This is a genomic window from Paracerasibacillus soli, assembly GCF_042432965.1.
Taxonomy (GTDB): Bacteria; Bacillota; Bacilli; order Bacillales; family Amphibacillaceae; genus Paracerasibacillus; species Paracerasibacillus soli.
Window position 1 is genome coordinate 103,248 of record NZ_JBHLWL010000017.1, and the last position, 24,923, is coordinate 128,170.

General features: G+C 37.4%; 22 protein-coding genes and 1 pseudogene. 6 read left to right on the plus strand and 17 right to left on the minus strand.

The window, feature by feature from the left end:
• The first annotated feature begins 202 nt into the window (after positions 1–202).
• Positions 203–1,069, plus strand: a complete 867-nt coding sequence (htpX, locus tag ACFFIS_RS05410; RefSeq protein WP_390186496.1) for a protease HtpX — start codon at positions 203–205, stop codon at positions 1,067–1,069.
• A gap of 544 nt (positions 1,070–1,613) precedes the next feature.
• A complete protein-coding gene (locus ACFFIS_RS05415) occupies positions 1,614–2,672 on the plus strand; it encodes an NAD(P)/FAD-dependent oxidoreductase (RefSeq protein WP_390186498.1) in 1,059 nt (352 codons plus the stop codon).
• Positions 2,673–2,757: 85 nt separating this feature from the next.
• On the opposite strand, the gene ACFFIS_RS05420 is transcribed toward ACFFIS_RS05415, so the two are convergent.
• Together ACFFIS_RS05420 and ACFFIS_RS05425 are read right to left on the minus strand one after the other, a co-directional pair.
• Positions 2,758–3,654, minus strand: coding sequence for a hypothetical protein (locus ACFFIS_RS05420; protein WP_320380422.1), 897 nt, complete (start codon positions 3,652–3,654; stop codon positions 2,758–2,760).
• Between the two features lie 173 nt (positions 3,655–3,827).
• On the minus strand, positions 3,828–3,977 hold the full coding sequence (locus ACFFIS_RS05425; RefSeq protein ID WP_390186500.1) for a hypothetical protein: 150 nt from the start codon (positions 3,975–3,977) through the stop codon (positions 3,828–3,830).
• 352 nt (positions 3,978–4,329) lie between these two features.
• On the opposite strand from ACFFIS_RS05425, the gene ACFFIS_RS05430 reads away from it, so the two are divergent.
• Together ACFFIS_RS05430 and ACFFIS_RS05435 are read left to right on the plus strand one after the other, a co-directional pair.
• The gene (locus tag ACFFIS_RS05430; protein WP_390186503.1) at positions 4,330–4,920 is read left to right on the plus strand and encodes a sigma-70 family RNA polymerase sigma factor; all 591 of its coding nucleotides are present in this window, start codon (positions 4,330–4,332) and stop codon (positions 4,918–4,920) included.
• Entirely contained in the window at positions 4,913–5,686 is a 774-nt protein-coding gene (locus ACFFIS_RS05435) for a hypothetical protein (RefSeq protein ID WP_390186504.1), read from the plus strand. Before ACFFIS_RS05430 ends, ACFFIS_RS05435 begins: the two co-directional genes overlap by 8 nt.
• A gap of 111 nt (positions 5,687–5,797) precedes the next feature.
• Here the strand turns inward: ACFFIS_RS05435 and ACFFIS_RS05440 are convergent, their stop codons facing one another.
• The 6 genes from ACFFIS_RS05440 to ACFFIS_RS05465 all read right to left on the minus strand — a co-directional run bounded on the left by ACFFIS_RS05440 (position 5,798) and on the right by ACFFIS_RS05465 (position 10,197).
• Entirely contained in the window at positions 5,798–6,004 is a 207-nt protein-coding gene (locus ACFFIS_RS05440; RefSeq protein WP_320380427.1) for a CDGSH iron-sulfur domain-containing protein, read from the minus strand.
• 109 nt (positions 6,005–6,113) lie between these two features.
• On the minus strand, positions 6,114–6,443 hold the full coding sequence (gene csaA, locus ACFFIS_RS05445) for a chaperone CsaA (RefSeq protein ID WP_320380428.1): 330 nt from the start codon (positions 6,441–6,443) through the stop codon (positions 6,114–6,116).
• Positions 6,444–6,460: 17 nt separating this feature from the next.
• Positions 6,461–6,625 carry a hypothetical protein gene (locus ACFFIS_RS05450; RefSeq protein ID WP_320380430.1) on the minus strand — a complete coding sequence of 55 codons (165 nt, stop codon included), beginning with the start codon at positions 6,623–6,625 and terminating at the stop codon, positions 6,461–6,463.
• 237 nt (positions 6,626–6,862) lie between these two features.
• Entirely contained in the window at positions 6,863–8,233 is a 1,371-nt protein-coding gene (locus ACFFIS_RS05455) for a (Fe-S)-binding protein (RefSeq protein ID WP_390186506.1), read from the minus strand.
• Positions 8,230–9,642 carry a glycolate oxidase subunit GlcD gene (gene glcD / locus ACFFIS_RS05460; protein WP_320380431.1) on the minus strand — a complete coding sequence of 471 codons (1,413 nt, stop codon included), beginning with the start codon at positions 9,640–9,642 and terminating at the stop codon, positions 8,230–8,232. Before glcD ends, ACFFIS_RS05455 begins: the two co-directional genes overlap by 4 nt.
• A gap of 204 nt (positions 9,643–9,846) precedes the next feature.
• Positions 9,847–10,197 carry a helix-turn-helix domain-containing protein gene (locus ACFFIS_RS05465; protein WP_320380432.1) on the minus strand — a complete coding sequence of 117 codons (351 nt, stop codon included), beginning with the start codon at positions 10,195–10,197 and terminating at the stop codon, positions 9,847–9,849.
• 445 nt (positions 10,198–10,642) lie between these two features.
• Between ACFFIS_RS05465 and ACFFIS_RS05470 the strand changes: the two genes are divergently transcribed.
• Positions 10,643–12,526: a glutamate synthase-related protein gene (locus tag ACFFIS_RS05470; RefSeq protein WP_390186508.1), complete on the plus strand. Its 1,884-nt coding sequence runs from the start codon at positions 10,643–10,645 to the stop codon at positions 12,524–12,526.
• Between the two features lie 116 nt (positions 12,527–12,642).
• Here the strand turns inward: ACFFIS_RS05470 and ACFFIS_RS05475 are convergent, their stop codons facing one another.
• A complete protein-coding gene (locus ACFFIS_RS05475) occupies positions 12,643–13,218 on the minus strand; it encodes a helix-turn-helix domain-containing protein (RefSeq protein ID WP_320380433.1) in 576 nt (191 codons plus the stop codon).
• Between the two features lie 256 nt (positions 13,219–13,474).
• Between ACFFIS_RS05475 and ACFFIS_RS05480 the strand changes: the two genes are divergently transcribed.
• Positions 13,475–14,365 (plus strand): cation diffusion facilitator family transporter, encoded by an 891-nt coding sequence (locus tag ACFFIS_RS05480; RefSeq protein ID WP_320380434.1) that lies wholly within the window; start codon positions 13,475–13,477, stop codon positions 14,363–14,365.
• A gap of 150 nt (positions 14,366–14,515) precedes the next feature.
• On the opposite strand, the gene ACFFIS_RS05485 is transcribed toward ACFFIS_RS05480, so the two are convergent.
• From ACFFIS_RS05485 to ACFFIS_RS05520, 8 genes and pseudogenes are all read right to left on the minus strand, one after another.
• Complete coding sequence (locus ACFFIS_RS05485; RefSeq protein WP_320380436.1) at positions 14,516–15,427, minus strand: hydroxymethylglutaryl-CoA lyase; 912 nt, start codon at positions 15,425–15,427, stop codon at positions 14,516–14,518.
• A gap of 405 nt (positions 15,428–15,832) precedes the next feature.
• Positions 15,833–16,441 (minus strand): YpjP family protein, encoded by a 609-nt coding sequence (locus ACFFIS_RS05490; protein ID WP_320380437.1) that lies wholly within the window; start codon positions 16,439–16,441, stop codon positions 15,833–15,835.
• 179 nt (positions 16,442–16,620) lie between these two features.
• Positions 16,621–19,689 (minus strand): annotated as a pseudogene (locus ACFFIS_RS05495) (efflux RND transporter permease subunit).
• Positions 19,690–19,861: 172 nt separating this feature from the next.
• A complete protein-coding gene (gene codA / locus ACFFIS_RS05500; RefSeq protein ID WP_320380440.1) occupies positions 19,862–21,124 on the minus strand; it encodes a cytosine deaminase in 1,263 nt (420 codons plus the stop codon).
• A 30-nt stretch (positions 21,125–21,154) separates the two neighbouring features.
• Positions 21,155–22,438 (minus strand): cytosine permease, encoded by a 1,284-nt coding sequence (codB, locus tag ACFFIS_RS05505; protein WP_390186512.1) that lies wholly within the window; start codon positions 22,436–22,438, stop codon positions 21,155–21,157.
• Positions 22,439–22,814: 376 nt separating this feature from the next.
• Positions 22,815–23,303, minus strand: a complete 489-nt coding sequence (locus ACFFIS_RS05510) for a YuzC family spore coat inner layer protein (protein ID WP_320380441.1) — start codon at positions 23,301–23,303, stop codon at positions 22,815–22,817.
• 65 nt (positions 23,304–23,368) lie between these two features.
• Positions 23,369–24,394, minus strand: a complete 1,026-nt coding sequence (locus ACFFIS_RS05515) for a DUF2332 domain-containing protein (protein WP_390186513.1) — start codon at positions 24,392–24,394, stop codon at positions 23,369–23,371.
• Between the two features lie 143 nt (positions 24,395–24,537).
• Positions 24,538–24,837 (minus strand): TIGR04104 family putative zinc finger protein, encoded by a 300-nt coding sequence (locus tag ACFFIS_RS05520; protein WP_320380442.1) that lies wholly within the window; start codon positions 24,835–24,837, stop codon positions 24,538–24,540.
• Positions 24,838–24,923: the final 86 nt, after the last annotated feature.

A 24,923-nucleotide genomic window follows, 5' to 3' on the forward strand; every position in this document is an offset into this window, starting at 1 on the left:
TAGAGTAAATATAGTGGATGAACTTATTCGCTCTTACGTCTATTTCTGACGAATCGTGTTGCATTTTTTAAATAATAATTTTCCAATTGACGCTCTCTTTTAATTCATATAGGACCTTTATATCAAATATCTCAATTATGTTGTTTTATATTGGATACCACCATATAATATAATTACTTAAAAATAAAAGGTAGGGGAAAAAATGGGGAAGCGAATATTTTACTTCTTATTAACGAACGTGCTTGTATTACTCACGATTTCAATCATCTTTTCAATCTTCGGTAGTAACTACATTCAAAATGGACAATTATTATTAGGGCCACTATTGATTGTTAGTGCTGTAATCGGTTTTACGGGATCATTCATTTCTCTAGCAATGTCACGTTGGATGGCAAAGCGAATGATGGGTGTTCGTGTTCTTGATCCGAACGGGCCTTTATCGTCGGAAGAACGCGCGGTAGTAGACATGGTACACCGCCTATCACGTGCAGCTGGCTTGGTTCACATGCCAGAAGTCGGTATTTATGAATCTGCAGAAGTGAATGCTTTTGCAACTGGTCCTACTAAAAAACGTTCACTTGTCGCAGTATCTCGGGGACTACTCGTGGAAATGGACGAGGATGCAGTAGAAGGTGTTATCGCGCATGAAGTTGCACACGTTGCAAATGGCGATATGGTAACCATGACGTTATTACAAGGAATTGTAAACACATTTGTCGTATTCCTTGCTCGTATTGTTGCGTTTGCTGTCTCACGTTTCGTTCGTGATGAATTGGCCCCAATTGTACATTTTGCGGCGATCATTGTTTTCCAACTGGTCTTTTCAATTCTAGGAAGCATCGTTGTATTTGCTTACTCACGGCACCGTGAATTCCATGCAGACCGTGGCGGAGCAGATTTAGCTGGTAAAGACAAAATGCGTCATGCATTGGAGTCATTAAAAGCTTACACAAACCGGATTAGCAAAGATGACACATCGATTGCAGCTTTTAAAATTAGCGGTAGAAAAAAGACAGCCATATTTTCTACTCACCCTGATTTAGACGAGCGTATCAAACGCCTAGCATAATTAAAAGCAAACCGTTATAAGGGTCTGACCCCTCGTTTTACTATAGTAACGAGATGGTCACCCTTTTTGTTTTGTCCTAACTTTGGGATTCATGATCATACATCTGTTGAAACAATGGTCATTTCTATTTCTACTCCTCCTCATCATGAGCATGACAGCAATAACAAATAAACTTCCTATTCATCACACAAGAGTCTTGCATGAAACATCTATTTGATAACAGACTTTCCGCTTGTAAAACGTCCTTTTAAAAAGCCAAAGGGACGCACAGATTCATAAGTAAGGTACCCATATCTAGTAAAAGTCCAAGTTGTTCCAATCACAATCATCCATTCAGAAAACGCAAGAAATTGTTAAATATCCCCTTTTCTCCTTCTATTCTAAAGAAATATCACATCTCTCTAGTTTTTACTGCCCTTTTTTGATAATCTTGAAGATGGATAGATTGATTACAAGAGCACATGATCAAACAATATGAGTTTGCTTCGTTTTTTTGCAAATTTATAACAAGATTCATTTACAACATGGATGAGGGGGCTTGCTTATGAAAAACGTTGTGATTCTTGGTGGGGGATATGGTGGTTTAAAAGTTGCTACTGGACTAATAAATAAAAATCTACCAGAAGATATACAAATTACATTAATTGATAAAAATCCGTATCATTCTTTAAAAACTGAATTTTACTCCATTGCAGCAGGGACTTCAGCCGATCGAGATGTGCGAGTAGATTATCCGGAAGCTGCATGTATGACATATGTTTATGGAGAAGTTAACAAAATCGATACAGCTAACGAGAAAATTTACTTTAAAGGCAAAAGCACCGTTGTCTCCTATGATTATTTAATAATTGGGCTTGGATGCGAAGATAATTATCACGGTATTCCTGGTGCAGAGGAATATACTGAAAGTGTGCAGTCCTTTTCTAAAGCCAGGCATGCGGGAATGTCTGTCGGAAACTTAAATGCCTATGGAAAGGTTACAGTAGTAGGGGCTGGTTTGAGCGGAGTAGAAGTTGCCTCAGAAATTAGAGAAAGCCGTAAAGACCTCAACATCCGTTTACTAGACCGTGGTGGTTCCGTACTGCGCGGATTTGATCCCATCATTCAAGCACATGTCGCAGATTGGATGCTAAAAAACGATGTAGAAGTACTCCATCACGCAAATGTGGAATATGTGGAAAAAGATGGTGTTTGTAATAATGGGGTATGTTATGTAAACGATGTCACGATATGGACAGCTGGAGTGAAACCACATCACCTGGCAGTTGCATTACCTTACGAAAAGAATAAGTTCGATCAACTTGTTGTGAACGAGTTCTTCCAAATTCCAGCGCAACCAAATATATATGCAATTGGTGATTGTGCATCCTCAGATTATTCACCAAGTGCACAACTTGCAGGGATTCAAGGGGAACAAGTTGCTGATGTTCTTTGTGCCATTTTACAAAACAAAGAACCAAAAGTACCAAAAGAAATTAAATTAAGAGGGACACTCGGTTCGCTTGGCAAAAATGACGGGTTTGGAAATATGTTTCAACAGCCGTTAACAGGACTCGTTCCAAGGTGGGTAAAAACAGGGGTATTATGGCTTAGCAAACGATAAGTAAACTGACTTGGACTTTTCATCTTTTACTTATCATTGAAAATATTTTACAGGCAAAAAGCTGCAGCAAGTTGCTACAGCTTTTTTATTTTGGCATCCTCTGATATGTTTTTTCTACAATGTCTAACTCATAACGTTCTACTTGTGCCGTATCTTCATTATATTGTGTTACTTCATACTTATCTTGGTTCAAGACTGATACCGTTTGAATTTGAGCGATATCTTCTCCTATAATTGGGGATACATCATCAATCAAAATATGTACTTCCCCACTGTCATAAATGGCAAATTGATACTGGACTAGCAAATCAATAACTAAAGGTATTTGCTTATCGCTCCATTTAAAATCATTCATTACGCTTTCGTATTCGCCTAGCTGCCTTAAAATTTGATCATGCTTTTTAAACTTTACATCCGTTATGTAATAGTCATACCAATAATTTGATTCTAAAAAACCTAACTGTAAAACGTAAGCGATTTCTCCATCTTTATTAATATCGAAACTAGCAAAACTAGAAAAACTGTTATGTTCATTTTCCACTTCTCCAACAAATAAGCTTTTAGGCTGTATTTTACGTTTAGAAGTATCTACTCGATATAATGATTGAATGGGTACCCTTTCACTTTGTTCATCTGTTTTAACAATGTAATATAAGTAGTGATCATACCACTCATATGACGTTACTGGAAAGGTATCTTCTAAAACAATTTCCTTTCCATCCAGTTTATGAAACAAAATAAGTCGATCTTCCGCATCATGATATGCAACATAAGAACCAGATTCTTTATAATCGCTACCAAAGTTATGATCAATATCCGCTTCTGCTTGCGCTTCATCTTTTTTATTTTTACTATCTATTTTATTTTTATTGTTTGTCTTTTCCAGTTCTTGTTGTTTTATTTCCTCTACGTTTTCTCTACTATGGGAACATCCTGTTAGTATTACAAAAAGAAGAACCGTACTTAATAGTACACCCCTCACAAAAAGACCCCCCTATTCCTTCCATAAAGAGTATACCATATAATAAATATCCCGAAACAAAAGTCCTAATAATACGTATTTCCACTTCACACAGGACTTTCCTCCCGACATGTAAAGAAGAGGCTAACACAGAAAGGGTCTGCCCCCCTCGTTAAGGGGTCAGACCCTCTCACTTACTTTCTCTTTCTACTTATATACTCGTTCGGCTCTTCGTCGCCTTGGGAATTATGATTTTTAAACTGACTTTTTCTCCCATTACGATGTTCGCCAGAGTTTTTATTTTCCTTGAACTGATTATTTTTTTCACTTCCATGGTCTCCCATTTTAATAACCTCCATTCTTGCTATTCGTTAGTTTTTGTATTCTAAAACAATTTATTCACCTTACCTTATTGGGACTACTGTTCAAATGTTGTATACAAAAATAATTTTATGTTATTTCGATACGATGATAGCGGAACGCAAGCATAATATTACGAAAAGATGCGCCAGCAAGCACGATCCGGAATCTGAGGAAGAAGTGAATCGGTGGATGTTGCAATACATTTCCAAAGATGATTAAAAAGCAGGGAAATTGTTGTATCATCACGAATATAAACTTTAACGCTAAAAATAAGAAACATTATTCCAAGTCATAACGTCATACAAATGAACGATCCACATAGGAGGAAAAAGAGTGGGCCACTCAAATTCTATGCAACAATCTCATATAGATAACACCATTTTGCAACTTGATGATCCAGTTGCTGCGATTGAACTAATCATGGACACATATGGGGATGAAATAAAACGCCTTGTTTATACATACATGAAAAACTTTGCCGATACAGATGATGTAACACAGGAAGTATTCGTAACGGTTTATCAGAAGCTGCATACATTTCATGGAAAATCCGCCTTAAAAAGCTGGATTTATTCGATTGCCATTAATAAATGCAAGGACCATTTGCGAAGTTGGCAAAATCGCAATCAAAGATTAAAAGATAAGCTCATCCAGTTTGGCGGTAGCCCCCATAAGAATGACGTAAAGACGCCAGAGGATTATGTATTAGAGGAAAGCAAAAGTTCTGAAATGATTACTGCCATTATGGATCTTCCATTAAAATATCGCGAAGTTATTATCCTATTTTATTTTAAAGAATTAACAACAGCAGAAATGAGCCGAATTTTGCATGTGAAGGAAGCTACTGTTCGTACAAGACTAAATAGAGGACGAAGCCGTTTAAAAACGCTTATTTCAGCGGAAAGAGGTGCAATCCATGGATAAGCAGTATCGTCAAATAAATAAGGAACTGGAAAAAAAATTACCTGTAAAATTCTCAAAGCACGATAAACAACGTGTTTTTAATAAAATAAAACTATTAGAAGAAAAAAAGCATACAACAAAACCGACAAGCCCATATTTTAAACCGAAGTTTTTTATTGCTTTAGGAGCTGTTATCATGTCTGTAATGATTGGCATTATCTTTATTACTGACATCTTCCCTCATAATCAGTTTGCATACGATAAAAAGTCCGCCTCAGAATCAGCAGAGTCTAAAATGGATGCGATGATGGACGCAGAAGAAGATGCCGATATGTATATGGAGAGATATGATGCTACTATTGAGTCAAACCAAAAAATGGAGAAATCCTCTGTACAGCATTCTCCTGTATTTCACCCAGATAATGTGGAAAAGGGACAACAATATGGAAACATGACCATTAGCGATGTTGTGCAAAACGACGCGCAAACGATCATTACATTCACAGGAAACATCGCACTATCCGGAACATTTACATTAGAAAATGGAGCACTCGGTTTTATTACAAACCATTTACCTAATAAACAGTTTCCTTTAACAGAAAAAAATCAAAATCAACAAACATACTTCTTTCATTTTATAAATGAACAAGAGATAAAAGATACCTTTCATACAAATAATTTGCTAGATGCTGCCAAACAAATTGAAATAAATATTTCCAGTATAAAATATACCATTACACATGATAAGATTGTAATTGCATTAGAAGCTAGTCACCCGGACAACTAAGAAATTTATAAAAAAACCGTAGTGAGCTTTGGTATCTCCCGAATGTTAAAGTAGAAAATCTCTCTTTTGGGAAACATCTTTTAAAGTCATTACGGTTTTTTTACTATTATTTTATTCAGCTCGAGGTGCACTTACAAAGTCTATTTTCTTATGTGTTCCATCACAAAAAGGCTTACGACTAGAATGTCCACAACGGCAGAGGGAAAAGGCCTTTTTAGTCTCAAATGTATTTCCTTCTGCATCCACCAATTCTACATTACCTTTCACTAATAATGACCCATTATCATTTACCTTTATGGTGATCTTCTCATTCATCATTAATTCCTCCCCTAAGTCATGATATCCTATACAACGAATCCTCATATTTTCGCGTCATGCTATTTTTGAACAACATGCAACGATATCGCTGATGAACACGCGCAGCTTATCAAGAAATACGCGTACCATTTGGCACTTGTTCATCTACATTTAATAATATAACGTCTCCTTGCTCAGGTACGCCACCTAACACAAGTACTTCTGATTTATAGCCCGCGATACGCATTGGTGGAAAATTAACGACAGCCACCACTTGCTTGCCAATCAATTGTGCTGGTTCATAACGTTTTGTTATTTGGGCTGATGACTGTTTCATGCCTAATTTTCCAAAATCGATGTCTAGTTTAATCGCAGGGGTTCTCGCTTCCGGAAAAGGCTCAGCCGCTACAACTGTACCTACTCGCAAATCCAACTTCGTAAAATCTTCAATTGTCGCCACTTTTATCCTCCTTGTTATTACTTATTTGTTTCTTGATGTTGCACTAGTTTTTTTAATGTATTATTTATATTGATCAAAGCTAATAAAATAAAACCAAGCATGATAAATGTTACAATTTCACCAGTAAAAAAAGATAACGCTGCAAGTATGATCGCATAAACTACATATAACCATTTATCCATATGTGTACTCCTCGTATATTATGTTTAGGCATTATTTTTTTCCGCCTATTGTTTCTCACTGTTTCTAAAAACTTTTACATCTATTAGACCCGTTACTTTGCACTACAGGCGGTCACTTTCCACGGGCATGGCTTGAGCCTTTGACGCACAGGACGTGATAGCAAAATATAGACCCACTGCTTATTTTGATAAGCGATGCGTTACCTATCTATTTATGGTTCTCTTTATTTAACATGATTAAACCGTCACAGCCGCTTCCTCTTCAACATTATTTATTGGATGTACATTTTCATATGCTTGTAGAAGGAGATCTACAATATGAACCGCTTCCACTTTTCCTGTCAATCCTTCACGTTCAATACCGAGTTTCATTTGTAATAAACAACCCGGATTAGCTGTCACGATTGTCTTTGCTTTTGTTTGCTGTGCCTGCTCCATTTTATAATCTAAAATTTGCATGGCCATGTCAGCATGAACAATATTATATATGCCAGCTGAACCACAACATCGGCTTGCATCTTTCATTTCTACGTATTGAGCACCTTTAATAGATTGAAGTAATTCCCGGGGCTCTCTAAACGTTTTCTGGCCATTTTTCAAATGACAAGAATCTTGATACGTCACAATTTGCTCATCCAGTCTTAATGGTAACTGGTGAAACTTTAATTCTACTAAAACGCTTGTAATATCTTTAATTTTACGTGCAAATAACGATGCGCGTTCAGACCATTCCGGGTCATCCTTCAATAAATGCCCATACTCTACTAAAAATGCACCACACCCACCTGCATTTGTAATAATATAATCTACTTCCGCCTCTTCAAATGCAATAATATTTCTTTTTGCTAGTTCACGGGCCTGCGCTAATTCACCACTATGACCGTGAAGCGCCCCACAGCACCCTTGTAGTTTTGGTATGACAATTTCACACCCTGCATATTGGAGAAGCTTCGTTGTAGCATCATTTGTATCCATAAAAATCGTGTCCATTAAACAACCCGAAAAAAATGCGACCTTTTTCGTTTTATTTTCCGTCAAAGGCTGCAAATGGTGTGGTCGATTTTTTAGCGCCTTTTTCTTAGGAACCTTTGGTAATACCTTTTCCATATCACGCATACTTCCCGGGAAAATTTTCATGATACCAATCGATTGCGCTAGTTTTTGCGCGCCTGAACGTTGATAAAATCCGAGTAAACCAGTTAAGCCAATCATCCGCTTTTGATATGGAAAAATATTTTTGAAAAATACACCCCGTAAAGCTCTTTCAGTTAGCGATTGCTTATGCGCTTGAGATATAGCATCACGGGCTTGCTCTAATAAACGGCCAAATTTTACACCAGAAGGGCAAACCGGTTCACATGCCCGACATCCTAGACACATATCAATAGATGCCTTCACTTCTTCAGTTGGGTCAATCTCCCCATCTACAAGCGCTTTCATTAATGCGATACGACCACGTGGGGAATGGACTTCATCATGCCCTGTTTCAATATATGTGGGACAGCTTGGCAAACAAAATCCACAACGCGTACAGTTCATTAATTCATCATAGTCCATCTTTTCTTTAAAGGCCTGCTGTATACGTTCCTTTTCTACCATATCCATCATTTATGAATCACCACTCTTTCACGAGAAGATTTGGTAAACATTTTGCCTGGGTTCATAATGTAATGTGGATCAAGGGCCTTTTTAATACTGCGCATGGCCTCAATCCCTGCTTCTCCGACTTTCATATGTAGATATGGTAATTTCATCACGCCTACCCCATGTTCGCCCGTAATCGTTCCACCAAGTTCTACAGCCCTTGCAAAGATTTCTTCAAACGCCTGCTCCACACGTTCCATTTCTTCGGTATTTCGTGCATCAGTTAAGCACGTCGGATGTAAATTCCCATCACCGGCATGACCAAACGTACAAATATTTACATTATATTTATGAGCAATCTCTGTAATCGCGTTTACCATATTTGCAATTTCCGAACGTGGTACAGTTGCATCTTCTAATATGGTTGTCGGCATAAGCCGTGACAGAGCCGACAATGCGGATCTTCTTGCCTCTGTTAATTGTTCCGCTTCTTTATCTGACTTTGCAACAGATAGCTCAAAAGCTCCATTTTCTCGACAAAGTTGTGTAATCCTCTGAATATCACGCGCCACGACTTCCTGCGGTCCATCTTGCTCAATTAATAAAACTGCTGCAGCTTCCGTTGGTAATCCGATTTTAGCAAAGTCCTCGACAACTCGTACAGTTGGTTGATCTAAAAACTCCAGTGTTGCGGGGATAATCTGATTGGCAATAATAGCCGATACTGTCGTTGCCGCAGCTTCTAGGTCATGATATAAAGCTAGCATCGTCTTCTTTGTTTCAGGTTTAGGGATTAGCTTTAAGGTTGCTTCGGTAATCACACCTAATGTTCCTTCCGCACCCACGTATAAGCGAGTTAAGTCATAACCAGCAACATCCTTGGCTAATTTCCCGCCAGTTCGAATTATTTCTCCATTTGGAAGAACGATTTCTAGTCCTAATACATAATCACGGGTAACACCATATTTTAAGCCACGAAGACCACCGGAATTCTCGCTAATATTACCTCCAATTTGCGAGATGTGCATAGAACCTGGATCTGGTGGGTAAAACAATCCAACTTCGAGTGCTGCATCAAGAATCGTTTTCGTATAAACACCTGGCTGCACGGTTATTGTTAGGTTTTCCTCATCCAATTCCAACACTTGATTCATATGTTTAAATATGAGCACGATCCCACCCTCTAATGGTGTCGTCCCTCCACAAAGATTTGTACCTGAACCACGTGGTACGATAGGTATTTGATATTCATTGCATATGTTTACGATTGCGGCTACTTCGTATTTATCGCGTGGGGAAACAACCGCATTTGGCATTGCTTGAAAACCTGGAGTAGAGTCATAGGAATAAGCTAGCAAACTTGCTTGATCATCCTCCACATTATCTACGCCAACAACATCCATTAATTTTGCTTTTACTTCACTTGTAAGCATACGCATGCACCTACTCTTATTTTAGTGTTTAATACTATAATTATATGGTACGTGAAAAACGACGCAACAACAATCTGTTTTTTCAAATGAATACCTTTCATCATCAACAATCACATCATTTTCCGTCCATAGACTCGACATAAAAGAGCTTAGATAAGCATCTAAGCCCGACTGTATTTTCATTATTATTTAAGTATCGTTAAGTTATACAGATATACTTTCATCATCCATCATCCGCTTTGCACGGATATATGCAATAGCTTCTGTTAATTCTTCTTTTGTGATTTTTTGTTTATCAAGTAGAAATGTATACTTTTCTGTGAGATCTTGATCTTGGAGGTTTAACATAGTGGAGGATACTGTTACTCTGTTTAATAGATAGTCTGTGGACACATCAAAAAAATCTGCTATTTTCTTTAAGTGTATCGCGCTTGGCTCTCTTTTCCCCATTTCATAACTCCAAATTGTGCTTTTTGCAAATTGAAGATGAATGGCTAATTGATCAGGGGAAAGGCCTCGTTCCTCACGTAATTGTTTAATCTTTTCACTAATCATATTATCACCATCTTTCTTTTAAGACTTTTTCATATCACCAATTAGTTGATTGTTATTTCAACAAAAAAGGTTTCAGAGACAGCAATCCTTTATATCCGCTTATATCCTATTATATAACAATAAATTTAAAAAGTACATATTATTTTAAAAATTGTAATAATGAATATATACACAATCAACCAAAAACTTTAATCCTGCCATTTTTTTGAAGCGGAAGTCTCAGCCCATTTATCCGACAATAAAAATGCTCCAACTAAAAAACACGGAGGAAAGGGAAATACTTCTAAGCCCTACTCCCTTTGAATATAGTGATATTACTTGGTCAAAATGAAGCGATTACTTTTTTAAAAAATCTTTTAACGAAAGGGCATCATTTTCCTATTATTTTTGGTACAATAGTACCTGGGATTCAGATCAAACAAAAGTAGAGGTGTTTATGCTGTCCATGTTCATATCTTTTCTTAAAATGCTTCCTTTAATCATGTTTTATGGATTCATTGTACTTTTAATCTATTTATTTATTAAAGATAAATATCAAAACCAGCACTCCATTTTGAAAACGCATCCAGTTTTGGGAAGATTGCGTTATCTCTTTGAAATGATTGGACCAGAATTTAGACAGTATTGGTTTTTAAATGATAAAGAGGGGCGTCCAGTTGATCGAGATACACAGGAGACAATTGCAAAGGCGGGCAAATACGCAAACACTGTCATTGGCTTCGGGTCAAAAAAGGACTTCCAGAAAACAGATTTCTATCTCACAAATGCAATGTTTCCGTTAAATGTTGATGAATTAGAAGTTGATAATCAACCACTAATGAAAACATATACGTACCAAATTGTGAATGAATCTATTACGAGTAGAAAAGAAAAACGTAATCAAGTAGATATCAAACCTTGGTACTTAACAGATGAGAATCGAGTCGTGCTTGGAAAAGATAGAAGACATCCGTTTTATGTAAAAGGATTAATCGGGATTTCAGCTATGAGTTATGGGGCATTATCTAAGAGCGCAGTAAAAGCATTAGCACAAGGGGTAGCCATTAGTGGCGGTAGTTTTATGAATACAGGTGAAGGTGGCATCTCACCATATCATTTGTCAAAAGTGTACGAAATTATCGATTCGAGCTTTGTACCAAGCGATCGTTTAAGTAGAAGAATGATAAAGTTTATTGAAGAAAATACGTATGCCTCTCATTTCGAATTAAAAAAACGCTTTGGTGAAGACGCCGAAAAGGGTGTAGCTTTATTACTCGAACACGGTATCGTCAAAGAAAGAACGACAGATTTAATTTTCCAAGTTGGCTCCGGATTATTCGGCGCACGAAAAGATGGCAAATATGATGAAGAGACATTTTTAGAAAATGCATTGCGTCCAGAGGTAAAAGCAATTGAAATGAAACTAGCACAAGGTGCAAAAGTGCGTGGTGGCAAGTTACCCAAAGAAAAAATCACACCAGAAATTGCTGAAATCCGCGGTGTTGAAATGGGACATGATGTAGAAAGTCCAAATCGATTTCCGTTATTTTCCGACATGGATGGATTATTTCAGTTACTTACCCATTGGCAAGACATTACTGGTAAACCTATTGGAATAAAAGTTGTTGCTGGTGACGAACATACCTTTGACGAACTCGCTAAGTATATGCGCGATACTGGCAAACACCCAGATTTTATCTCGATTGATGGTGCAGAAGGTGGAACAGGTGCAACCTATCAAGAAATGGCGGATAGCCTTGGTTTACCAATTTTCTCTGGTATTCGAATATTAGATGAAACATTACGTGAATATGGTGTACGTGATCAAGTTAAAATCATTGCTTCAGGAATGCTAGCTACTGCAAATAAAATGGCTGTTGCCTTATCGCTTGGAGCAGATTTAATTTATGTAGCACGTGCCGCCATGAATACAGTTGGGTGCATTAATGCAGCGAAATGCCATACAAACTTATGTCCAGTTGGTATTACATCACATTTACCACATCTAGAGGCCGGTGTTGTTGTAGAAGAGAAGAGATTCCGTACTGCTAACTACTTACGAACAATGCGAGAGGGATTATTTATGTTAGGGGCTTCATGTGGATTAAGTTCACCAACTGCATTTGATTACAAACATATCGCACTAAGAAAGTCGGATAATGAAGTGCGCAAATACGATCATATTTTTACAGGAAGTACGCCATCTAGAAGTGAATCTACAGATGATAAAAAAACGCATGACTTTATCCAAGCCCATAGAGACTCAAAATCAAGTGTAAAAGAAGAACCTGAAAAATCAACCGAACAAGTAATCTATAAAATGGAAGAACGTGAATTAGTAAATAGCTAAAGGATAAAATTGATAATGCATGAACTGCATGAAGTGAACGTCGATTTCATGCAGTTTTTTTCATCCTTTTCCTAGGTTTGTTATATTGACCTAGACATTGTATATGCATGATAGGATTACAATGAATCATTCACCTGATTCATAAACATCGTCAAAACTTCTGCACCTTCGTTATCTACAGGCATAAACAAATGTGGCTTTGTGCCTTTAAAGTAAGCAGTATCTCCCTTTTCCATCAAATGCCTTTCCCCATCATAAAACAAATAAATAGATCCTTCTAATATATAAATAAATTCATCTTGGGAATGGGTGTATGGCTCATTGCGATAATTTGAATCCATTGGTGTAACATGCACAATCGTTGGTTCTATATTTGCAAAACGCGGACGTGCTAATAGCTCATATGAATATCCCATACTATTATTATCATCTACTCGATATTGTCGGTCAGACTTTGCTTGTAGCACTAAATCTGTCTCGGGACGATTATCAAGTACCCATGATAGCGGTACTTCAAGTGCATCACTAATTTTTGATAGTGTTGCAACTGCAGAGGCTGTTTGGCCATTTTCTATTTTTGATAACATACTTTTAGAAATGCCACATTGATCAGCAACTTGTTGTTGGGTCTTTTTTATGCTTAATCTCGCTTGTCTAATTTTTCTTCCGATCTGTTGCAGGTCGATTTTCATTCTCCCCTTTCATCATGTGAAAACAATAGGCATGGCATTATATTCCAACATTATCTATTCTTTGTATCGTGCCTTAATCATAGAATACGAATCCCACATGGTCAAGAGTCGCAACAATTCTCACCATTCACATCTTTACCAGACGAAACAAATTTGCACCTTTCTTCTTTTGTTTAAATTTAAAAAAACCTTGCTATAGACCCACATGGGGTTCGCTTGTTACGATAGATAGGAATGGATAGAGAGTGGTGATTTGATGCGGGAAAACTCACGGCCAATCATTATTGCAACATGGATTGGTATCGTTGTAAATATTTTACTTACAATTTTAAAGGCGATTGGTGGCCTTTTATCTGGAAGCCGTGCACTTTTAGCCGATGCACTTCACTCTGCCTCAGATGTAGTTGGATCTGTCGTCATTTTATTCGCAGTTAAAATAGCAAATAAACCTCCAGATGAGGAACACCCATATGGCCATGGGAAAGCGGAGAATATTGCTTCGGTTATTGTCGCTTTATTATTAATTATTGTCGGCATTGAAATTAGCATTTCATCTATCAAGGTCTTCTTTGGAGAAGTTCCCCAAGCACCTGGTAAACTAGCACTTATCATTTTAATCGCTTCCGTAATCATAAAAGAAATACTGTTTTATTACAAATATTGGCTGGGAAATAAATATAAAAGTACAGCATTAATTAGCGAGGCTTGGCACCACCGTTCTGACTCGCTATCTTCTCTGGCAGCCCTTGCTGGAGTGGGATTAGCGATACTAGGAGATAAGTTACAAGCTACGTTTTTAGTTTACGGAGATGCGGTTGCTGGTATTATCGTTTCTATTATTGTCATGAAGGTTGGCTACGAATTGGTGAAGACCTCTTCCTCGGTCATTCTAGAAGAAGTACTTAGCAAAGATGAAATCCAAGTTTATCAAGCTACAGTGCAACATGTAGATGGCGTTCTACGGATTGATCAACTACTCGCAAGAACACACGGCAGTTATATTATTATTGATATTAAAATAAGTGTTGATCCAAATATAACAGTAAAATCGGGACACGATATAGCGCTATATGTAAAACAGGCGCTCATTCAAAACCATAAAGAGGTAGAGGACGTACTTGTCCATATTAATCCATATTTAGATTGAATATTTATTTAGACTGAGAATCTATTCGTTTTTGGAGAGAAATCAAGCATGACACATGATATAGTTGAAATTGCTGGATGGTACGCGTTAACGTATGACTAATTAAAAGGGTCAGACCCCCACATGGGTCTGACCCCTTTATATCTGGCTCTATCCATTAGCCTTTGCTGCTGCGACTGCCAATGATTTACTTGGGAGCAGTTTTCCCAACTTATTTTGAATATATAAGGAGGCATCACGAATCTTCTTTTCATCTATACCTGTTTTAATTCCCATACCGTGCAATAAATATAAAATATCATTTGTCGCCACATTTCCTGCAGCACCCGGTGCATAAGGACAACCACCTAGACCGCCGATGGAACTATCAAAACGGTTAATACCATACTCCATGGATGTCATAATGTTTGCGATAGCCATTCCACGTGTATCATGGTAATGCATAATAATTTTCTCTTTCGGATATCTTTTTAATACTGCTTGAAGTAACTCCTCAACTTGCGATGGCACCGCTGATCCAATTGTATCACCGAGTGACAAATCATCCACACCAAACTCAAATAACTGTTCACAAACCCGGATAACTGCTTCTGGTTCTATCTTTCCTTCATAAGGACAGTCAAATACGGTAGAAACATAACCTGTTACACGTTTGCCTGCACTTTTTGCCTCTTCTATTACCTGACCTAATACTGGATAAGTTTCTGCAATGGTTTTATTAATATTCTTTTGATTATGTGTTTCACTTGCTGACATAAAAACAGAGGCACTATCAATTCCCGCTTCTAATGCTAAATCAAGTCCTTTCATGTTTGGAACGAGGGCAGAATAACAAACTTGTGGATTCCGTACAATTTTTTTCCCAACTTCATGTGCATCTGACAACTGCGGTACCCATTTTGGATGGACAAAAGATGAATATTCTACTTCGGTAACGCCGGATTCCGATAACATGTTAATCCAAGCAATTTTATCAGCTGTTGCTACACGTTTTTTCTCATTTTGTAACCCATCTCGTGGTCCTACTTCTTTGATTTGCACAAATTCCGGCCAACGTTTCACTCCTAACTCCCCTCCGTCAAAAATAATATATTTTCAACCTTTCATTTCATAACGTTCAATACGTTACTATATCGTATTCAATTAGGTTTACTTTGATTCAACATTGTTGAATACAATATATAATAAATATTCATACAATGTCAACAGATTCAGGTAACTATTTAGGAGAGCCGTAACTTTTATCCTTCGTCTAGCTACAATTACTTTATCCATTTATCTAGTTGAGAGCACCACCATTATTGATTGCCCACTAGATGGGAATCACTTCTTTAGGACAGTTTGTCTTTTCATCATGTAGTGGGAGGAATACATAATTGCAGCAAGTTTTCAAGCAATTATGCCCATACAAAAAAGCCAAGTACCCTGCAGATACTTAGCTTTTTAGACTTTTAGATTTATATGAAATTACGCCATCCACTTTGGTGGCATATTTTTATCCCAATAAATTTCGCCAATTTCATGGTGTTGTTCAAAATTATCATGGCTTAAATGATAATGAAAGTTAAACCAATACCCTTCTAGTGGACGGTTGTCACGACGTACGTGAAATCGGGCAATGTCCTTTTGATTTCGTTCATCATAAACATGAAAAATTCTCTCACCAATTCCAGGTGCTGGCTGTTCTGTTATGGCATAAAATGGTACATCATCATCTGCCGCCTGTTCCAAAACCGTCGTTAATACACTTTCCATCGCCGGTAAAATATTTGCTGCAAATTCATCCTCTACTTGCTCTGCAATTTTAGGACCAAGCTTCGTAACCGCCTGTTCCTTTGCCTTTTCTGTTAAGTCTTGTATATAATCATCTTTTACGAAATGATGACTTTCATCTAAATGTTTGATTTCTTCAATTTCAACAGTAGATATTGCTGATACTGTTTCATCTACATTTGACTTGGATGCATATGCATCTTTATTATCCGCTTCATCTGTCACATGAAATGGCGGAACATACATACCAAGCGTAACGATAGCAATGAGCGTGACTGCAATTTTTCTCATCCAAAGTTTCATGATATAACCTTCTTTATCGCATTTTCAATTCCTTCATGTAAAATTACTATATAAAACATATGATAATCAAGATTCAGACTGTTCTATCTACACTATACTTCTATTTTAACACGAAACGCTAGAAAGTCTATCATACTTTAAGTCTAATTTTCAATGATATTTTACCAGGAATTAATTTATCATGCTATATCTTCTTGGGGCAATTCCTTTTTCTCTTTCTTTCTAGTAAATATTTTCTTTAATCCGCTTTCCATATGTTCAAACAATAAATAAATAGCAGGTATCAATACTAATGTGATGCATGTTGAAAACAGTAGTCCAGATATAATGACAACAGCTAGTGGTGATTGATAGCCACTTGATGCTCCAGTAGCGAAGGCGAGTGGAATCATCCCACCTACAGTTGTTAATGTTGTCATAAAGATTGGACGAATCCGATCTTTACCCGCCAATACGATTGCTTCATTTGTATGCATACCTTGTGCACGCAACTGCTTCACGCGATCAATAAGAAGAATACCGTTATTTAACACGATACCAATTAACATAATAACGCCAATTCCAGATAAAATATTTAACTCCTTTTGCGTGATAAATAATCCTACGATTACTCCTGTTATCGTGATAGGAATGACGGATAATATGATAATGGGATGTTTTATACTATTAAACTGCACTGCCATGACAAGAAAAACAAGAAATAATGATACAGCAAAGATAACGAGCAAATCAATAAACGCATCTTGCTGTGCCTCTAGTTCACCAGCTAACGAAACCGTGTAACCATCTTCAACTTCCATATTCTTTAATAACGCTTGAACATCACGATTCACAGCACCCAAATCCCTATCTTCAATATCTGCCATTACTCGAACATACCTTTCACCATCTTGGCGTTCTATCGTTGTTGGAGTCGTAACTGGCATTAAAGAAATATAGTTTGCTAATTTTTTAGGACCTATCGCTGTATTAATTTCATAATCTAACAATGTAGATTGTTTCGTAATAGCTTGATTTGCCTTTAAATTAATCGGCTTTGCTAGGCCATCTTTCACCAATGAACCTACTGGAACATGTTGAAATAAAAATGTCATTTGCTGTTGCACATCCGTCTTGGATATATGATCCTTTTGTAAATTCACTTCATTCCATTGCACGAGTAATTCCTCAGAAAAATGATTTGCATCAGACACGACTGAACGAATCCCGTTTATGTTTTGTAGTTCTGCTGTAACTTGTTTACTAACTTCTACCAAGCCGGCTAGACTTTCCCCACTAATTGTTAACTGCACCGGCAAACCAAATGTACCTTCCGTTGAAGATAGTACATTTACAATTGGGTAATCCTTTTCCAATTGCCGCAAGGAACGCATAATTTCTTCATTTACTTTTACTTGTTCCATCGTTTGTTCGTCTTCAGGCGTCATATTAATAAGCGTAATGAGCATATCATCATTATCAATCACTAAATCATACGCGACATCCGTAATATTTTGTAATTGCTCATGAACTTCTAAAGCAATTTCCTTCCGTTGCTCCGGCGCAACTCCTGGCTCCAACTCAATCATCACTTCCGCATAACGGTTAAAAATATCTGGCATAACAGTCATTGGAATTTTTGTTACAAGTAAAAAGGAACTAATAAAAACAGCAAAGAACAGCGTAATAATCCCAACACTACGGCGTCTTTTCTTTGTAATCCATGCAATGAGTTGACCGTATCGATAAATAATTCCTCTATTTTGCTTCGTTTTCTTTACTTTTACTTTGAGGAAATTCTCTGCTAGCGCAGGAATCCATGTAAAAGCAATGACGACCGAACAAACTAATGTTAAAGCAATCACAATAGCTAATACAAATACAATTTGCCCGACATCATCATCTAAAATCCCGATTGGAAGAAAGACGACAATTGTCGTTAACATGGATGAAATAACAGCGGTAAATACTTCCTTTGTACCACTAATTACCGCAGTTTTATTTGGTATGCCTTGTCGCTTTTTCTTATAGATAGATTCCAAAACAACAATAGACGCATCTACCAACATACCAATCCCAAGGCCTAAGCCAATTAAACTTGCTAGGTTTAAACTATAACCAAACAAATTCATCATCAGCATTGTTAATAAAATAGACGCCGGAATTGATAAACCGATAATCATTGTCGCCCGTATATTTCGCAAAAATAGCAGGAGCACGATAATCGCAATAACACCACCAATTAATATGTTATCCACCACGCCATCAATGGCATTACGAACATAATCAGCTTGACTCACGATTTCTCCGACTTGCATATTTTCAAGTAATCCTTCCTGCTTTATTTTACTAATTTCTGTTCGTACTGCTTCAGACATGTCAAGTTGCGTATAATCCTTCGTCCGGCCAATTTGTAATAAAATAAAATCAGTATCTCCATTCCGCCAAGCAACTTGACTTTGTTCATTCGTTTCTTCTGTTATCGTTGCAATTTCTGCTAACTTTTTTGTACCTTCATGATAGGGTATATTTATATTTTTAATATCCGCTATGGATTTAAAAGTTGTGTCTAATCGAAGTGTTGGTTTTCCCGTTTCTTTGGTGAGTGTACCAATAGATGTACTTGTGTTCGTCTGTTGAATTGCTGAGGTAATAAAGTCTGGTTGGATTCCGAATTCATTCATCTTTTCTACATTTAACGAAATAACAATTTCTTTTTCTTCTGTTCCTACTAGTAAAACTTCCCGAACTTGTGGTAAATCTTCTTACCGCTTCTTTACGACTTGATTAGCAAATTCACTCATCTCTACCATTGTTCCCCCGGTAATATCCATATAAAATTCATACGGATTATCCGTGGATACTTGCATCACAAAAATGTCATTGACCTGTGGAATCTGTTTTGCCAAGCTACTTACTTCTGACTGAAGCTCTTTTGTAACCTCATCTCCCTTTCCACTATCAATCTCAATGGTGAATGAAGTCCCTCTCGTTGTAGATGATGATTGATAACTTTTAACTCCCGCTACGTTTGTCAGCATTTGCTCGGTCGGTATCGTCACAAGTTGTTCCACATCCGTTGCAGGTAATTCATCTGTATCAATCATTACAATCGCTTGATCAAAATCAATTTTCGGAAATAACTCCACATCCATTTTCATCGTCGCATATGTACCTAACAAAAAAATAAACCCGACAAGCAAACCAATAATCTTTTTTCTTTTTAATAAAAACTGTAACAAATTGGACCCTCCCCCTCGACAGATCATGCCAATTATAATATATTCCTTCTGTAATTGAAATAAATTTTCTAATTATTATTATATTTCTTATTTGATAAACTAAAAAAAGCCTCAAGCACGTGAACTGCCTCCCAACTGTTAAATGGTGCCTAACAATGGAGATGGTAGTTCAACTTATGCCTGAGGCTTTACTTTTTTATTATGCACGATTAAAATGAACGGCTTCTTTGTCAGCTATGAAAATATGCGTTTCGCTCGGTTTTGTTTGTGCAATCATTTTTCCATTTCTAAAGGAATATAGCACAGCTGCCTGTTTTCGAATTGCCTCGTAACTATTCTCAGCATCTAGTACAATAAAGTTTGCTGCCTTTCCTTCTTCGATACCGTATTCATCCATTACTTGCAAAGTCTTCGCACTGTTTGTTGTTACCAAATCAATAGATTGCATGATTTCCTCATAACCCATTAGTTGCGCAGCATGAATTCCCATATGCACGACTTGCAACATATTACCAGTTCCTAGTGGATACCACGGATCGAAAATATCATCATGACCAAAACAAACATTTCTTCCCGCTTGCAGTAGTTCTTTCACTCGTGTTAACCCACGTCGTTTTGGATACGTATCAAATCGCCCTTGTAAATGAATATTAACTAATGGATTGGAAACAAAGTTTATATCAGATAAGTGAAGTAAGCGAAATAACTTTGATGTGTATGCGCCATTATACGAACCCATCGCCGTAGTGTGACTAGCAGTTACCCGCGCACCCATTCCGCGTTTATACGCTTCTGCAGCAACTACCTCTACAAAGCGCGACTGTTCATCATCGATTTCATCACAATGAATATCTACCGGCTTATCATATTTTTCAGCTAAATCAAATGCTACCTTTAGTGAGTTCACGCCATCTTCTCTCGTAAACTCGTAATGTGGAATGCCACCAACAACATCCGCGCCTTGCTTCAATGCCTCTTCTAATAATTCCGCTCCATTCGGATAAGATAAAATACCTTCTTGCGGAAATGCGACAAGTTGTAATGTGATAACATCTGCCAATTCTTCCTTTACTTCCAATAGGGCCTGCAGTGCAGTTAGTTCTGGATCCGTCACATCAACATGTGTCCGTACATATTGAATACCTTGGGCAATTTGCCAGCTCAATGCTTGTTTTGCACGATTTTTAACATCTTCTTTTGTAATTGACTTTTTTCGTTGTGCCCAGCGTTCAATTCCTTCAAACAACGTCCCGCTCTTATTCCACTCCGGCTCGCCCGCTGTTAGTGTCGTATCAAGATGAATATGTGGTTCAATAAATGGTGGAAGTACTAGTTTTCCGTGCAAATCCAATACATCCTTTTCTTCAAATTCCCCTTGGAAAATACGCACAATCTTTCCATTTTGAATTTCTATATGCCAGTTACCAGTTCTATTTTGCAATGTTGCATTTTTTATAATCATCATTACCACTCCTACTTTACTTATTTCACACTATCCTTGAACATGTGCAGGTTTTGTTTCCTCCACTTTATTTAACTGCATGCGATTCCCAGCAAACTTACGTACAAGTATTGTGCCTACTACATGCACAAATGCCGATCCAAGCAATGCATTAATTGGAGGTATTCCTGGTATAAATTGTGCAGCACACACACCTAAACCCCAAGCAATTATTGCTATCCAATTTATCTTTTTATGTTTTACTTCAGCAAATGGTGTATAATTCCCTCGGTTTAATATAAAGAAATCCGCTAAAATAATTGCACCAATTGGTGGTAATGCTGCTCCTAAAATATTTAACCAACCGACAAAGTTGTTGTATAGCCACATTGCAGCAAGTGTCCCAAGAATTCCATTAAACACGACAAGCTTTTGCTTTGGAATCTTTGTAATGTTTGATAAACCTAATCCAGAAGCATAAAGCGCATTATCATTCGTCGTCCAAATATTTAAGCCGAGAACAATAATTGCCGGAACAATCAACCCTTGGATAAACATCACTTCGGATACATCCGCTTGTCCAGTTGCAATCGCACCGATCGCACCGAAAACAAACATCAGTGAGTTTCCAATAAAAAATGCAATTACAGTTGAAATAACCGCAGATTTTTTCGTATTTGCAAATCGTGTGAAATCCGGTGTTAGCGTTCCAGCACTAATAAATGAGCCAATACAAATTGTTAAAGCTGCAGCAAGCCCCATCATTTCTGACGGTTCATAGTTTAGTAGACCTTGCATGCCACCAACTGATTCTGTCGCTTTGAAAACAGATGTTGTCCCTAAAATTGTAATAAGTGGTACAGCAATAAAACTAATGATAGCCAATGCCTTCATACCAAAAAATGCGGTGATCGACATAAGCACACCCGCGATTGCAATTAATACATACGTATCAATTCCTGTTACCTTATGAACCGGAACAGCAAACATTGCTACCCCTACACCAAACCATCCAATCTGTGTGAACGCGAGCATAAAGGAAGATAAATAGGATCCCTTTTCTCCAAAAGCATAGCGAGCAAGTAAGTGTGTGGACAATCCAGTTTTAGCAGCCATATATGCAAGTGCACCTGTATAAGCACCTAAAATAAGGTTACCTACTAAAACAATCCCCATAAATTGTATAAAGGTTAACCCCTCACCAAGTGTTCCCCCAGACCACATACTCGCCGAGAAGAATGTCAACCCTAACATAACCACTAACATCCGCCAAAATCCATGTCTACTTGATTGGGGTACAGCCTCCAATGAGAACTCTTTATCTACTTTTTTCATACCAAATTCCTCCTCTATTTGAATTTGGTACCATGGTAGCTTGACTACATAAAAAAACAGGCTATTTGCCGTGTTCCGACAAGTAGCCTGTTTTTACCGTGAATATACGATATTTCCCCCACTAAGCACGTAGGTCAAATATCGCTTCACTCATCCGCTGCCCTTGTCAGCCTCACAGGACTGATTTAAAGGTACCAATATTTAATTTCCTAGATTAGTATTTCAAAAAATGATAAACTTGTCAACAGTTTTTTTCAAGCACACTTCTCATGGATATTGGAGATATCATTACGATTTATACTTATAAACAAATGTAAATGGGAGTTTTTATGCAAATAAAAAAAGCGCCACACGACGCTTTTATCGTACTCTCAGTTTATCTCCATTTCAAAATAATCAATAGCTGACAACAATCCGCATCCTGACTCGTCTTTGACTCAAATTTTACACGCAAAGAATCTGGATTAAAGTGAACTTCTGATGCTGAATCTGCACCGGTTGATTTAATTAACCGAAGCACCTCTTCTGTTTTAGATTCCTGGGCAGCGGTCATCACCTGTTTTCCAAACTCTAATGAACTAGCAAACCGATTTAAAACAAGCGTTGCATCTTGCATTAACTTTCTTGAGATATTCGCCGACTCATGCAAAAGTTTTGGATCAACTTCTGGAAATTGCCGTTGCGTCTCCGCATACATAGTTGTTCTTTGGGGATACGCACAATCCTTTCTATACACATGTGGATAATCTATATATTCATTTCTTCCACAAGAGATTAAAGAATGAGGATTGTCATAACAGCGGTATGGATAAAATGCTGCTCCCCATATTACGGGAACATAGTAACCATTATAAAACGTATTCATGAAATTCCCCCACACGAAACATATCATACTCCTATACTATGACCTACGCGGAGAAAAGTTACGATTTAAAGTTCCCATGTGAACCAGCGTCCATGTCCATCAGTTGTCCCCACAATCTTTTTATGTTCTTTTTTGTCCACAATGGAATCAATATGCAGCTTTGTATCCCACATATTATTGTAAACATGAAAGATATCGCGCCTTTTTCCAATGAAACGAATGTTTTCAAGTAACCGATTTTTTAATGCTTCTGGAAATTGATTTGCTACATGTGTATGAAACACACAAACAATCGCATCTTCGGAGATTTTATCCACAACTTGTGGAAGTAATTGTACACCATCTCCTTCCATGAAATGAAGTTCATCTTGATATCGATCCACTTGATTAGCAGCCATCTGGAATAACATGCGGCGGTCTTCATGTTCTGGCCAAATTAATGCTTGTAACCACAAGTAATCTTCGGCGTTCATCACATCATTAATATGCAAATCTAGGCCATACCGACAATTTACACTTGGCATTTCTTTTGGTATGTATGGTTGCTGCTCCCCTTTAACCTCTGAAATAATATAACCGTCCTTATCGTCTCCAATCGTACTCCCGTTGTACACATAGCGATATGTATCCCACAACAATTGAAAGCCAGCACTTGTGCCGATTTCTACTAAGGCAAGCGGCTTATTTATCTTCTCATAAATATAGGAAAAAACAGGTAATAAATATGCACAACGTCTCACTTCATTTGTTTGCACCAATTTCGTTTGTAAAAGATGCGTCATCTCCTGTTCATTTTGAAGACAAAAAGCTCGAAATACGGGATATGCTTCTACAGCATCTACTGGATTTTCTGTCATACTCGCATAGTAGTTGTGAAGTTGTTGCTTCCCTTTTCCTTTTAACAATAAATAATGTACAGCACCAAACAACATATTTGGTACAGGCTGCCCTGATCTTGTCTGCTTGCATAGTTCTAGCAAACGATCATCACGGGAAATTTGTTTAGCTAAATGGTAGTATAATTGACTTGAATGACGACATTCCCTTTCAGCAAAGACCTGAAACGATTGAGATAAACGTGCCAAATCCATCGTATCCCCACCTTTTAACGTACTCTTTCCTGCATATTTCCTTTCCAAGTTTGCTATAAACATGAGAGGCATGTGAAAATTAACGACGATTGTGTCAAAACAACAATCCTTTTAAAAAACAGGCAAAATGAAAAGAGGCAGCACTAAAACAATGCCTCTTCTTCGTTGGATAATTCAAGCCAAAAGGGATATGTGCTTACTGCAATTATTAACGTACTAATCAATATGACAAGCGTTGTTACAGGGCTAAGGGAGAATATTAATTTTAAAATAAACGTTATTGGCAATATCAATAAAATGAGTGTATTCTTTTTCCTTGTCTTCGCTGTCGGATATTGTGACTCTCCGCAACTTGGGCAAGTCATACTTGTATTTAATGTAAACATCTTTCTACATGTTTGGCCAAACGTCCATTTCGTTTGGCACTGGTTACAGACTGGCATATGATAATGCACCCCCCTTTTCTTTCACCTATACACAACAAATACCGCTCCACCAATCACGATAACTGTTGCCAAGACTGCTAGTA

What these genes read in the sequence shown, in the direction of transcription:
- ACFFIS_RS05465 (WP_320380432.1), bottom strand. Translation starts at nt 10,197, where the DNA reads ATGATTAGTGAAAAGATTAAACAATTACGTGAGGAACGAGGCCTTTCC.
- glcD (WP_320380431.1), bottom strand. Translation starts at nt 9,642, where the DNA reads ATGCTTACAAGTGAAGTAAAAGCAAAATTAATGGATGTTGTTGGCGTA.
- ACFFIS_RS05520 (WP_320380442.1), bottom strand. Translation starts at nt 24,837, where the DNA reads ATGCCAGTCTGTAACCAGTGCCAAACGAAATGGACGTTTGGCCAAACA.
- ACFFIS_RS05475 (WP_320380433.1), bottom strand. Translation starts at nt 13,218, where the DNA reads ATGAAAATCGACCTGCAACAGATCGGAAGAAAAATTAGACAAGCGAGA.
- ACFFIS_RS05425 (WP_390186500.1), bottom strand. Translation starts at nt 3,977, where the DNA reads ATGGGAGACCATGGAAGTGAAAAAAATAATCAGTTCAAGGAAAATAAA.
- ACFFIS_RS05440 (WP_320380427.1), bottom strand. Translation starts at nt 6,004, where the DNA reads ATGATGAATGAGAAGATCACCATAAAGGTAAATGATAATGGGTCATTA.
- codA (WP_320380440.1), bottom strand. Translation starts at nt 21,124, where the DNA reads ATGATTATAAAAAATGCAACATTGCAAAATAGAACTGGTAACTGGCAT.
- ACFFIS_RS05510 (WP_320380441.1), bottom strand. Translation starts at nt 23,303, where the DNA reads ATGAATACGTTTTATAATGGTTACTATGTTCCCGTAATATGGGGAGCA.
- htpX (WP_390186496.1), top strand. Translation starts at nt 203, where the DNA reads ATGGGGAAGCGAATATTTTACTTCTTATTAACGAACGTGCTTGTATTA.
- ACFFIS_RS05480 (WP_320380434.1), top strand. Translation starts at nt 13,475, where the DNA reads ATGCGGGAAAACTCACGGCCAATCATTATTGCAACATGGATTGGTATC.
- ACFFIS_RS05470 (WP_390186508.1), top strand. Translation starts at nt 10,643, where the DNA reads ATGTTCATATCTTTTCTTAAAATGCTTCCTTTAATCATGTTTTATGGA.
- ACFFIS_RS05455 (WP_390186506.1), bottom strand. Translation starts at nt 8,233, where the DNA reads ATGATGGATATGGTAGAAAAGGAACGTATACAGCAGGCCTTTAAAGAA.
- ACFFIS_RS05515 (WP_390186513.1), bottom strand. Translation starts at nt 24,394, where the DNA reads ATGGATTTGGCACGTTTATCTCAATCGTTTCAGGTCTTTGCTGAAAGG.
- ACFFIS_RS05450 (WP_320380430.1), bottom strand. Translation starts at nt 6,625, where the DNA reads ATGGATAAATGGTTATATGTAGTTTATGCGATCATACTTGCAGCGTTA.
- ACFFIS_RS05415 (WP_390186498.1), top strand. Translation starts at nt 1,614, where the DNA reads ATGAAAAACGTTGTGATTCTTGGTGGGGGATATGGTGGTTTAAAAGTT.
- ACFFIS_RS05435 (WP_390186504.1), top strand. Translation starts at nt 4,913, where the DNA reads ATGGATAAGCAGTATCGTCAAATAAATAAGGAACTGGAAAAAAAATTA.
- codB (WP_390186512.1), bottom strand. Translation starts at nt 22,438, where the DNA reads ATGAAAAAAGTAGATAAAGAGTTCTCATTGGAGGCTGTACCCCAATCA.
- ACFFIS_RS05490 (WP_320380437.1), bottom strand. Translation starts at nt 16,441, where the DNA reads ATGAAACTTTGGATGAGAAAAATTGCAGTCACGCTCATTGCTATCGTT.